Source organism: Ureibacillus yapensis, from assembly GCF_003515775.1.
GTDB classification, from domain to species: Bacteria; Bacillota; Bacilli; order Bacillales_A; family Planococcaceae; genus Ureibacillus; species Ureibacillus yapensis.
This window is the reverse complement of the sequence record NZ_QWEI01000002.1, coordinates 22,445-34,562: the sequence shown is the minus strand read 5'-3', so window position 1 is coordinate 34,562 and position 12,118 is coordinate 22,445. Positions and strand designations below refer to the sequence as shown.

Here is a 12,118-nt window from a genome sequence, read left to right as displayed (position 1 = left end):
AATGTCTAGCTCCAGCGCCCAGCCCCTCGAGGTCGCGGTCTGCCCTCATTCGAAAGCTGAAAAGATGCTTTCGATTCGGTCCTTCCAGCGCTTGTCAGGGCTAACCAGGGCGCTTGCGCTTTTCATAAAGGAGGAAATAATGGAACTGAATTCATTGCAAAAATCTTTAACTGAAAAACTGACCAAAAACAGCAATATTTCCATCCTGCAAGCAGATACATGGTGTGTACCTGTTCATACATTAAATATCACATATAAACCAGTGATCCGAACGAAAATGGACATTTTAATGAAAATGCTTTTTCTTTCGCTAAAAGAGACGCATTTTGAAAGCCCAGAGCAAATAAGCGAGATTCTCCTTGTAGAACCGCTGTTTGTTCATGATTTATTAAGCAAAATGCAAAAAACGGGCTTAATTTCGAAAACGTCAGGTTGGTACGAATTAACGGACAAAGGGAAAAGCCAGTTTGCCAATGGCGTTTTTGAAGAAGAGCAGGATGAGGCCTCAGTTGAACTTTTATATAGCCCAACGCATGAGTCTTTTTTAAAAGGCGATATAGAAGAAGTACTGGACTATGAAGACTTTCCTGAGAAGATGTTTCGCTACGCATCGCAAGACGAGCCATTGAGTTTGGAGCACGATGTCATCATCGCGGAAATCAAGAGCCGCAATCTTGATGATCAAGACGGGGAAGAAGATACGGAAGAGAACTTATTGATTACTTCCCTTGATGGAGTGGAGGATATGCAAGTGAATGATGTACCGTGCATCGAGTTTGTGCTCTACAATCAAGAAAAGGACAACTATTCTTGCCGTATTTGGAATACACTGATTGATGGATGGGATGAAAAAATGGAGTTGCTCATTCAGAATAAAGAGAAAACATCTTGGCGAAAAACATTATCCAATGAAAAATAATCTTAAAAATATTGCAAATACTTCCCAAGCATGTTAGTATTAGCTTAATTTCATGAATCTTATCAAGAGAAGCAGAGGGAAATGGCCCGATGAAGCTTCAGCAACCTCTAACAAGGTTAGAAAGGTGCTAATTCCAGCAAGATTGCATTTCGCATCTTGGGAGATAAGAGTGTGCGTATAACATATACCCTCTCATTCCCAGTGCTGGAATGAGAGGTTTTTATGTTACGTGAAAAATGAAGAGTTGGGGGAAAAAGAATGCCTATTAATATACCAAAGAATTTGCCTGCAGGGGAAATCCTGCGCGAAGAGAAAATATTCGTGATGGAAGAAGATCGCGCCCAGACGCAACAAATTCGTCCATTGAACATTTTAGTATTAAATTTAATGCCCGAAAAAGAGAAAACAGAGCTGCAGTTATTGCGTTTAATGGGTAACACGCCGTTGCAAACGAATGTGACATTTTTAAATACAGCTACTTATTCTTCCAAAAATGTGTCAAAGTCCCACTTGGATAGTTTTTATAAAACGTTTGATGAAATTAAGCACCGCCGTTTTGATGGAATGATTATTACGGGTGCTCCTGTGGAACGCATGGAATTTGAAGAAGTGAACTATTGGGAAGAAATTGTTGGCATTATGGATTGGGCCAAGGTGAACGTCACTTCTTGCATGTACATATGTTGGGGTGCGCAAGCTGCACTGTATCATCATTTTGGAATTGGCAAGTTTGAACTTCCGAAGAAATGTTCGGGGATTTATTCTCATGTCATTACGGATTTAACGGTCGATTTGGTACGAGGATTCAGCGATGAATATGTAGCGCCTCATTCGCGCCATACTTCCGTATCGATTGAGGATGTATGCAATCATAGCGATTTAAGGTTGCTAAGCTATTCAGATGAAGCCGGACCTTTTATCATTCAATCCAAAGATACAAGACATATCATGATTACAGGACATTTGGAATACGATGCCACAACGCTTGCAGATGAATATTCAAGAGATGTAGCTAAAGGAGAGCCGGTTGACATACCTGTCAATTACTTCCCTGAGAACGATCCGTCCAAAACGCCAAAAAACACTTGGCGCGCGCATTCCCATTTATTATTCTATAACTGGCTGAACTATTACGTATACCAAGAAACACCATACGAATGGCACTATGTTGAAGATACGATTGAATTTCATATTTAACCTACTTAATTTGAAACTAGAGGATGTCGAAAAGCAATTAATGCTTTTTGACATCCCTTTTTTATGGAGTTAGCGGGATAGATCAAGATATGTTTTGTTCTTTGAGCATACTAGAATAATGGTCGAAGATTGCCGCATTTTGTCGACATTCAGGCAACGAAAGTTTTTGGAAGAATCGTAGTGAGATTGGTTTTTTCTGATGTTTATATAAGTTCACTGGTGGAATACTACAAAAGACATATTTTACAGAAGAAAGAAGGGGACAGGTATGGATAAAGAGATGAACTATGGTAGTGATTATAAGTATATACCGGCAACCTCGGTAGGAAGTGGGGTAGGGATCGAAGTATTGCCTGATTTATACCAGCATACTGTTCAAATTGTAAATATTGCGCTAGTAGGAGAACCGCATACAAATGATTTTGTCTTGGTGGATGCGGGCATGCCGAATTCTGCCGATGAAATTATTTCGGTAACCGAAAGCCGATTCGGAGCAAACAGCCGACCGAAAGCGATTATTTTAACACATGGCCATTTCGACCATGTTGGAGCGATTATAGAATTAATCAAACATTGGGACGTGCCTGTTTATGCACATTCACTGGAGATGCCATTTTTAACAGGCATGCGAAGCTATCCAAAACCCGATTCAACGGTAGAAGGCGGCATGATCGCGAAAATTTCTCCCATGTTCCCGAATGAGCCCATCAACTTGGGAAGACATGTCCAATTGTTGCCTTCTGATGGAAGCGTTCCATATATGCCAGGTTTCCGCTGGATTCATACTCCAGGGCATACACCGGGACACGTTTCTTTATTCAGGGACAGCGACCGTGCATTGATTGCCGGGGATGCATTTGTAACGGTAAAACAAGAATCTCTGTATAAAGTGATAACTCAGGAGAAAGAAATCAGCGGACCACCACGCTATTTAACAACAGATTGGAAGGCCGCATATGAATCGGTAAAAAAATTAGAAGCCTTGAAGCCATCAGCAGCGATTACCGGACATGGCTTGCCTATGACGGGAGAAGAATTGGCGGAAAACTTGCAAATGCTTGTCCGTGAATTTGATAAAATAGCCATTCCGGACCATGGTAAATATGTTGACGGTCATGAAAACTAAATAGTTTCACTCGGGTGTTGTTCGCAACACCCTTTTTTGTGTTTAAGTTTTCATTATACATAGTAAAGAATATAATCATTACCAGATTAATATTATAGTTTAAAGCTTTATATTAAATAGACTTGTTAATGTTTCAAGACTAGAAGGGAGGATTATGATGGTCAAACAAAGAGTAGTCATTATTACCGGAGCAGTTGGGGGACTTGGGTCTGCAATGACCAAGAAATTCATAAAAAACGAAGATATCGTTTGTTTACTTGATATTAGTCAAGAAAAGTTGAACATCGCTGTAGAAGAACTTGGAAAAAATGCAAAAGGATATGTGTGTGATGTAACCTGCGAAAAATCGGTTAGTCAAACAATACAAGGAATCATAGAAGAATTTCAACGAATTGACGTTCTTGTAAATAATGCTGGAATCCAATATCGTGCCAAAGTAGAGGACTTTCCTTTAGAAAAATGGCAGCTGTTAATTGATGTTATGTTAACTGGCGTCTTTTTAATGACCAAGCATGCATTTCCTCAAATGAAGTCACAAAAATTTGGTCGGATTATTAATATTTCCTCCGTTCACGGAAAAATGGCCTCTCCTGAAAAGGTAGCCTATGTTGCAGCAAAGCATGGTGTAATTGGAGTGACGAGTGTTACGGCTATCGAGGGTGCCCCGTTCGGGATAACTGTTAATTCAGTATTGCCTGGCCCAGTAAAGACACCGTTACTTGTTAAACAATTAGAAGATTTATATGAAAGTGAAGGTTTGACAGAACAAGAAGCGTTACCTAGAATTGCCTACCCCAAACAGGCAATGAACCGTTTTATTGAGGCAACCGAAATCGCTGATACAGTTTTTTTCCTGGCATCAGATGAGGCATCGGCAATCACAATGGAACATATCAAAGTTGCAGGTGGAATTTAAAAAAGGGTCTATGGAAATTCTGTTCTACTAAATAAAGGGATTTGAAAAAAGTGGAAAAGTTTTAATTTCTTCGAAAAAGGTGGTTTTATAATGAAACAGAAATTTGTTAAAGATCCGAGTACCTTAATGCCACTGTTCAAAGACGGACAGAAAATACTAGCGGGCGGATTCGGTATATCCGGAACACCTTTAACAATCATTGATGTAATCGCTGCTTCGAATGTAAAAAATTTAAAGATTGTTAGCAATAACTTAGGTGATAACGGGATAGGGTTACATCAATTATTTATTCGTGGACAGATAAAAAAAGCGATTGGTTCATTTTTTACGATGAACCGAGAAGCAGTTTTGGCTTGGACAAAAGGAGAGTTGCAAATCGACTTACTGCCTCAAGGGACATTAGCGGAAGCAATTCGGTGCGGTGGAGCAGGAATTGGTGGGTTTTACACGAAAACAGCTGTGGGAACAGAATTGGCAAATGGTAAAGAAGAAAGAGTGATTGATGGAGAACGTTATATTTTCGAGAAAGCCATTAAAGGTGATGTTGCAATAATTCGTGCTAAAAAGGCCGATCAATTGGGAAATTTAATTTATCATACCACTGCTCGTAATTTTAATCCCATGATGGCAACAGCAGCAGATGTCGTTATTGCCGAAGTAGATGAAATTGTGGAAGTAGGCGAAATTGATCCGGAGCATGTCGTGACTCCCCATGTATATGTCGATTATATCATCCAAACAGCATATCAGAAGGAGGGAGGCCAATATGTCAAACAAAGATGTTCGATTTAAAATAGCCCCACGCATTGCTGATGAGCTAGAAGATGGTCAAGTCGTCAATTTGGGGATTGGCATTCCATCATTAGTAAACGCTTTTATTGAAGGGAAGGAAGTATATTTACAATCTGAGAATGGCCTTTTGGGTATCGGTCCACCTCCGTCACAAGATGAATTTGATATAGATTTGATTAATGCCGGTAAAGAGCCTGTGACCCTTGCGAATGGTGCAGCTTTGTTTAGCAGTGCCGACTCTTTTGCAATGATTCGGGGTGGACATGTTGATGTAGCCGTACTGGGGATTTTACAAGTGGATACTCGTGGTAGAATTGCCAACTGGGCGGTTCCCTATCAACCGATTCTAGGTGTAGGAGGTGCAATGGATTTAGTAGCAGGAGCTAAAAAAGTGATTGGCGCTGCAACACTATTTGCAAAGGATGGTTCATCGAAAATAGTTAAAGAATTAACTTATCCTATTAGTGGTATTCGTTTCATCGATTTGCTAATAACAGAGTTTGCCGTGTTTTCTTTTAATAAGGAAGAAATGGTTGTGAATGAAATTTTGGTAGACATGTCTATAGAAGAATTAAGTGATAAGATTGGCATTCCTTTAAAATGGAGGGAACTGGTTGGGTAATCAGATGATCATAGAATCAGTCACACGTAAAAGAATGATTCGCATTTTGCCATTTATTTTAATTTTATACATCGTAGCCTATCTTGATCGGGTAAATATGGGATATGCAGCACTCGAGATGAATGCTGAGTTAGCATTAACAGCTGAAGTTTTTGGATTGCTATCAGGAATATTCTTTATTGGTTATTTTTTCTTTGAAGTACCCAGCAATATGATCATGCATAAAGTTGGAGCAAGAATTTGGATTGCCCGAATTATGATTTCATGGGGAATCGTGGTTATTTTAACAGGCTTTGTTCAAAGTGCGACGCATTTATATATTCTTAGGTTCTTATTGGGTATTGCCGAAGCAGGCTTCTTTCCAGGGATTATCTTGTATTTAACTTATTGGTTCAAGGAAAATGAACGTGCAAAAGCGACCGCAGTTTTATTATTGGCTCTGCCAATTGGAGGTTTAATCGGAGCTCCCGTTTCAACTTGGATTATCGATAATATTGCATGGGCAAATTTGTCAGGCTGGCGCTGGATGTTTATTTTAGAGGGGATTCCTGCATTAATACTGGGAGTAGTCGTGCTGTTTTATTTAACTAATAAACCTCGTGACGCAAAATGGCTTACGGATGAGGAAAAGAACTGGCTTGAGCAAGAACTGGAAGCGGAGAGAATTAAAAGCAGCAAACTAAATAAACCGACCAAACGAGAAATGCTAAAAGACTTTACAGTTTGGAAACTCTCAGCATTTTATTTCGCGGCCTATACAGGAATTTATGGATTATCCTTTTGGGTACCTACCATTATTAAATCATTATCTGAAGCGACTACTACCAATCTAGAGATAGGCTGGTTGGCAATGATTCCTAACATTATCGCAATTCCAGCTGCACTATTTGTTGGTTGGAATGCGGATCGTACAGGAACGCATAAAAATCACTTACTGGTTTGCCTGTTCATCGCAATGATAGGATTTATTGGATGTGCTGTTGTAACATCTGTTGCACCGATGGTATTCGTTTTATCCATCGCCTCTTTTGGTCTATATGGTTTTGCTGGTTGTTTCTTTGCTTATCTTACATTTTTCTTTACAGAATCGACAGCTCCTGTTGGTATCGCCTTAGTCAATTCATTTGCTGCGCTGGGCGGTTTTATCGGACCTACTATATTGGGAATGTTTACGCTAACATCGGGAATGTTCCTATTGGCGGGTATTGTCGCTGTAGGAATATTAATTTTATTTTCTATGAAACGCAAAACTCCTATAACAAGTCAGTAGTGAGAAAAGAGATTCTGGAGCACTTGAGGAACAGCTCCAGAATTTTTTTATTCAAATTGGTTATTCAGACAATTTTTCTTGACCAGGAGGGTTTGTTATTGTCTTTTTTCATCAACTATATTTAGCTAAGCCAAACTTAACAACCTTTGCTATTTAAATCAAGAACATGGCAACAATCGTTGTCACAACTAATCCAATGACAACGGGAATTAAATTTCTGCGGGCCAATTCAAATGGACTGACATTGCAGATTGCAGCCGCTGGAATCAATGCCCAAGGAACCAATGTGCCGCCGCCAACCCAAATTGCAGCAATTTGGCCGAGCGCCGTTAAAGTAGCCGTTCCATCACCAATTGCTGTTCCAAATAGTTGAGCGTTTGAATACAACGACTATTGGTTTTAAAGTATGGTTGAATTGATTTTCACTTCTAAATGAAATTCCGACTCTTTGCCGCGTGTTTTCTTTGTAATGAATAACTTTACTTCATCAAAAATTTTATGAAGAAGTTCATTTTTAAATGGATCAGCAAGCGACTCATATATCCTTAACGCTTCGGTTGCATTTACCAGAAATTTCTCGACATTAACTTTTGCTTGTTCTTCTTCCTCGTTTGATGACATGGTTTTCTTGATAATTTCAATTCGTTCGCCTAAATCTTGAATTTCTATATTTATCTCATTTCGTGTCCGATTATAATCTTCCTCTTCTGCAGCTCCATCTAAGTAAGCATTATAGTTTCGATTACGTTTATCTTTAAGCTTTTCAATTCGTTTCTTATAGGAAGCTATTTCAGTTTCAGCATCAATCTTGTTTTCCTGAGGACTAAGTTCAGTGAGCAATTTTTCCTCTAATTTTTCAGCATCAATTTGCACGTATTCATTCAGAATTTCCAATAATCTTTCCTCAATACGGTCATACTTAATCCCGCCCTTACAATCTGGACAAAACATATGATAAGTTATATATTTCTTTTTTGTCCCATCTAATAATATATGTTGAGCTTGAACATTTTTTCGCATCATGTTTTTTCCGCATACTCCACAGGTAATCAGTTTGCTTAAAGCGTAAACTCTTTTATGTGTTTGAGTATCATAGTTAACTCGATTATCTGCCAAAAGCTCCTGTGCTTTTTTAAAAAGTTCAATTTCCTCTTCACTTATTAGTATGGCAGAATCTTTTTCTTCTACTTGTATCCATGTTTCTTCTGGCTGGGGTTTAATAGCTTTTCCTTTTAATTTTGTTCTGCCAAAAACTTGGATTCCGATATTTTTCTCTTGGGAAAGAACTCTTCGGATTTGGTGTTTAAGCCACTTTTTGCCTTTTGGAGAGGGAGTCCCGTTATGATTTAAATAATTAGCAATCCTTTCAAGCCCCCAACCCTCATTTACATACAGATTATAAATGTCTTTTACGGTTTTTGATTCCTCTTCATGTGGAACAAGTTTTCTCGTTTTATCATCAACCTGAAAACCAAAGGGAACAGGTCCACCGATATAGAACCCTCGCTCTGCTGCTAGTCTTCGTCCACCAACCATTCGCTTTCTGATAATTTGCCATTCTTCTTGAAATAAAAAGAGTTCCATACGTAGCATTTTCAGATCTTCATCATTTGAACAGTCATATATTTTCCCTGGTGTAATAATTATCGTTTCATAATCTTTAAATAAATCATGAATGTATCCTGAATCTTTTAAACCTCTAGATAGTCTCGAAACATCTTTGCAAACGATAGCATCAAAGGTTCCATCTTCAATACCTTTTAAAATCTTTTTAAATTGCTCTCTTTTTTCAATGCTCGAAGCACTGATGATTTCTTCAAAGGGTAACGGATGGCAGGGGAAATCTTGTGTCGAAAGAAAATTTCCCATTAATACACGTTGAGCTTTTAATGTGTCTTCACCAGTTAGCTTTTCAAATTTTATGTCTTGGCGTGATCGTCTTAAATAAAGAGCTGCCATTTTCACTTTTCTTGGCATATGCATACTTTCACCTTCAATCAATAGTTGTATCAATTAAAAGTGTATTAGTTTACTAGTAAATAGACAACACAAATAAATACCATTTTTTACAAAAATACACTTGACATGAGGGAGTTACGGATTAATATATAAAAAAGTGGTATAGAACGTATGTTCCTATAAAACTTTGGAGGTGATGACATGGAACAAGAATTATATTTCAGAACAGATATAGGAGAAGGTCTAAGCTATCTTGTGGAAGAAGAAACAGGATATGAACCTCAATTTATTTGTGTATATCGAAAAAGTGATGTTTATCTAATTGGTGTAAAACTATATTATGTCAGGAGTAATAAATATTGTTATGGACATAGTGAGGAATGGATATTAAAAGAAATGTCGGAAAAAGGGTACGAGTGGGTCTATAAGAATTATCCAGAACAAAAGAAAAATAGATTACGAACTTTACTGGCAACAAAGGATCAATAATTTGGTCCTTTGCTTTCTTTTCTCCTTACTCGTCCTCCTTTATACGTATTGTTATGGAAATAACACCATAACAATACAAAAAAATTGGGTTTTTTTACCGAACGTATGTTTCTTTAATTAAAATAATAATGTAAGAAGTAGGGGAGGAGATAATATGTCCAGTTATTGCATCAAAAAAATCAGGGAGAACGCATTTTATCTGTATCGAAAAACGTACCTTTATCCAGAGTATCATGCCTCACTGGGTAAATTACTAGGGTTAACCGAAGAACAGGTAATTGACATTCGAGACAATGAACCAGAGATCTGGAACAATGATGAATTCAAGGAAGCTCGTAAAAAGGTGAAATCCAAATCCCGATCAAAGTTTCAATATGAATCACTCGGAAGATGGAGAGATGATGTCACAAGCCTAAAGGATATCGAGATTGATAAAGATTCTGATCAGTTAACGCCTTTGGAAGAAAAAATCTTAAAAATGGATATTGTCCAGTGGTTTTTGCAGGACCTTTCGAAACAAAATGCAGAAAAGCTTGGAACAAAGCCAGGGGACGAAATGAAAAAACTGTTAAGAGAGAAAGAAAAAAAGGTAAAACAAGTGGCAGCCTTGGGCTATGGATTTAAGGAAGCGGAGGAAATTGTGCTGAATCGTTATTATAAAAAAGCCAATGAATTCAACGCTAAGGGATTAAGCCGAGTATGATTACTCGGCTTTTTTAATCGATAACAATCAAAAAAGTTCCATTATATTCAATGGAACTAAGTAAAGTTTTACTTTTGATAAAGATCTTTATCAGGAGCAACTTTTATTATCCGAGTCTGGTCGTTAAAGACAAGCAGCCATTCACCGTTTCTTTGTATCATGCTAGCATTTTCTTCGCCTTCTTGTAATACAGTTAATATTGCCTTCTCGACTTTATAATTAAGATGATGAAGTTTAGAAGTATCTAACAAGCCATTGTTAACCATTTCGTACAGGATTTCTTGTGCATCTAAAAGTGTGCGTCTGAAGTCGTTTTCATACACTAATTTTAAAGCATTGACGTATTCAAATCCATTTTCAGTTTTTTGGACAACTGGGCTATTAAAACCAACCGTAATTTGAAATTTTTGGGTATCAAAGTCTTTGTACATATTAACAGCAACAATTGGAATCGCTTCAATACGTTCAATATCATAAGTCAGTCCCTTTGCTTTGTTCACATTATCTGGGGCAAAGCTTAAATTATCGATACAACAGTTGAAAGAATCATTATCCATATGCTCAACAATGAAGTCTTTCTCGTAGGCTTCTTCTATTGCCTCTTTACCATACCAATGAAGCATCACTAATTGATGTAGTTTTTTGTATTTACCAAACTTACTTGAAGAGGTGCCTATATAACCTTTTCGTTTACCATTTTTCCTCGTCTTACCCCAGCTGATCTTCCAATTAACTGATTGGACGTCTGCCCACAATTTTTCTTTAAAATCTGTATATCCAAGAATGTTCTGCTCTTTATCATGAAAGTAGATTCGTTCGTTTTCGACATATAGGTGCATCAAGCAACCCTCCATTCTATTATTAATACCTTTAAAAATAACATAAATGAAGGGGAGGTAAAATTACCCATTGGACTTTTTTGAGAAATTTTGTTTCCTAGGTCATTGAGTTTGTATGATTCATTTTTCTATAATGTGGTTACGGAAAAAGAAAAAACCGATGTCTGCACATCGGTTTTAAAGGACTTTTCCGCATTCCAATTAATTATTATGGTGCGGAATTTTGATTAATTTGCTTATCATAACTATTTATAATGTTAATCGAAATTCCTCCTAATTTCAATACACAGGGGGTTAAAAAAGTGAAGAAATTGAATGATAAGAAAGATCAATTATTTGATGCAATTGCTGATTTACTTCATGAAGGTAAAGGAACTGAAAGTATTTTAGAAGAGTTAAATCAGCAGCTTATAAACGGGAAGAATACAAAAGAAGTAAAAGCTTATCTGGAATCATTGGTTGCAGCAGAAAAATCTAGAAAATTTTTGGAAGAGAAGAATGCAAATAAAAAGCAAAATTCAGATGATAGCAGTCGATGGGTTGTTTGCTATTTTAAAAAATTAAAAGAGGTGGAGTTAACAATGGCAAAAGCAAAACATTTACTCTTATTGCTGACAATGTTAGAAATGAAAAGTGAAAATGTGTTATGGGTCAGTAAAAACAAACCTGCAAAGATTTCAGATGTCGCAAAAGTGCTAGACGTTTCAGCAAAACAAGCTAGAAGGATTCTTGAAGAATTCAACGGTACATTCCTGGATTTGGAAATTTCAGATACGAATCGTATAGCGAAAGTTACGATCAAGAAAGAATTTCATCAAATGGGAGAACAAGATTCCAAAAAGAAGAGTTGGGCAAAGCTTTATAAAGTTCGAATTGAACAATTACATGAGAAATTATTAGCCGAAGGTAAAAGCACAATCGAATTAGGGTTATTATACAAAATCCTCCCATATGTTCATTATGAGACAAATTACATTTGCCGCTATCCTGATTATGAGAATGCTGAAGAAATAGAAGCATTGAACGGAAAAGAACTTGCTGATCTTTTAGGTCATGATGAAGCTACCATTTGTTCTTATATGAATCATTTATACGATTACGGTGTTGTTCTTCCAATTGGTTCAGGAAAAGATGTTATTTACAAAGTGCATCCAGATTATGTAATGAGACGTCCTAGTATTTATGATGATTTCATGAGAAAAGATTTTGCCGTTGTTAAATCAAGAAAAAAAAGCAGTATTGAAAATCGAAGAAATAGAGGAAGGAAAAAAGAGAGAATTTAAGCT

General features: G+C 37.2%; 12 protein-coding genes, 1 pseudogene and 1 riboswitch. Of the genes and pseudogenes, 10 read left to right on the top strand and 3 right to left on the bottom strand.

The genetic code is table 11. The features are described 5' to 3' along the window. The first annotated feature begins 139 nt into the window (after positions 1-139). The 7 genes from D1B33_RS04915 (at position 140) to D1B33_RS04885 (ending at position 6,842) form a co-directional block, all read left to right on the top strand. Positions 140-919, top strand: a complete 780-nt coding sequence (locus D1B33_RS04915) for a nucleoside-diphosphate sugar epimerase (RefSeq protein ID WP_118875265.1) — start codon at positions 140-142, stop codon at positions 917-919. Positions 920-975: 56 nt separating this feature from the next. Further along, positions 976-1,089: riboswitch (SAM riboswitch) on the top strand. Between the two features lie 88 nt (positions 1,090-1,177). Continuing rightward, the gene (gene metA / locus D1B33_RS04910) at positions 1,178-2,116 is read left to right on the top strand and encodes a homoserine O-acetyltransferase MetA (protein WP_118875264.1); all 939 of its coding nucleotides are present in this window, start codon (positions 1,178-1,180) and stop codon (positions 2,114-2,116) included. Positions 2,117-2,384: 268 nt separating this feature from the next. Further along, complete coding sequence (locus tag D1B33_RS04905) at positions 2,385-3,242, top strand: MBL fold metallo-hydrolase (RefSeq protein WP_118875263.1); 858 nt, start codon at positions 2,385-2,387, stop codon at positions 3,240-3,242. Positions 3,243-3,396: 154 nt separating this feature from the next. Then, a complete protein-coding gene (locus D1B33_RS04900) occupies positions 3,397-4,158 on the top strand; it encodes a 3-hydroxybutyrate dehydrogenase (protein ID WP_233549392.1) in 762 nt (253 codons plus the stop codon). A 90-nt stretch (positions 4,159-4,248) separates the two neighbouring features. Further along, a complete protein-coding gene (locus D1B33_RS04895) occupies positions 4,249-4,950 on the top strand; it encodes a CoA transferase subunit A (RefSeq protein ID WP_118875261.1) in 702 nt (233 codons plus the stop codon). Next, positions 4,925-5,572: a 3-oxoacid CoA-transferase subunit B gene (locus D1B33_RS04890; protein ID WP_118875260.1), complete on the top strand. Its 648-nt coding sequence runs from the start codon at positions 4,925-4,927 to the stop codon at positions 5,570-5,572. The genes D1B33_RS04895 and D1B33_RS04890 overlap by 26 nt, the downstream gene beginning before the upstream one ends. Beyond that, positions 5,565-6,842, top strand: coding sequence for an MFS transporter (locus D1B33_RS04885; RefSeq protein WP_233549391.1), 1,278 nt, complete (start codon positions 5,565-5,567; stop codon positions 6,840-6,842). The genes D1B33_RS04890 and D1B33_RS04885 overlap by 8 nt, the downstream gene beginning before the upstream one ends. A 153-nt stretch (positions 6,843-6,995) precedes the next feature. On the opposite strand, the pseudogene D1B33_RS04880 reads toward D1B33_RS04885, so the two are convergent. Together D1B33_RS04880 and D1B33_RS04875 are read right to left on the bottom strand one after the other, a co-directional pair. Continuing rightward, positions 6,996-7,223, bottom strand: a pseudogene (locus tag D1B33_RS04880) (hypothetical protein); the annotation flags it as partial. Between the two features lie 18 nt (positions 7,224-7,241). Further along, positions 7,242-8,819 (bottom strand): recombinase family protein, encoded by a 1,578-nt coding sequence (locus tag D1B33_RS04875; protein ID WP_158582916.1) that lies wholly within the window; start codon positions 8,817-8,819, stop codon positions 7,242-7,244. Between the two features lie 183 nt (positions 8,820-9,002). On the opposite strand from D1B33_RS04875, the gene D1B33_RS04870 reads away from it, so the two are divergent. Together D1B33_RS04870 and D1B33_RS04865 are read left to right on the top strand one after the other, a co-directional pair. Then, complete coding sequence (locus D1B33_RS04870; RefSeq protein ID WP_118875258.1) at positions 9,003-9,290, top strand: hypothetical protein; 288 nt, start codon at positions 9,003-9,005, stop codon at positions 9,288-9,290. 154 nt (positions 9,291-9,444) lie between these two features. After that, on the top strand, positions 9,445-9,993 hold the full coding sequence (locus D1B33_RS04865; protein ID WP_118875257.1) for a TraB/GumN family protein: 549 nt from the start codon (positions 9,445-9,447) through the stop codon (positions 9,991-9,993). 68 nt (positions 9,994-10,061) lie between these two features. On the opposite strand, the gene D1B33_RS04860 is transcribed toward D1B33_RS04865, so the two are convergent. Next, complete coding sequence (locus D1B33_RS04860; RefSeq protein ID WP_118875256.1) at positions 10,062-10,832, bottom strand: hypothetical protein; 771 nt, start codon at positions 10,830-10,832, stop codon at positions 10,062-10,064. Between the two features lie 302 nt (positions 10,833-11,134). Here D1B33_RS04860 and D1B33_RS04855 point away from each other — a divergent pair, with 302 nt between their 5' ends. Beyond that, positions 11,135-12,115 (top strand): hypothetical protein, encoded by a 981-nt coding sequence (locus tag D1B33_RS04855; RefSeq protein WP_118875255.1) that lies wholly within the window; start codon positions 11,135-11,137, stop codon positions 12,113-12,115. The last annotated feature ends 3 nt before the right edge of the window (positions 12,116-12,118 follow it).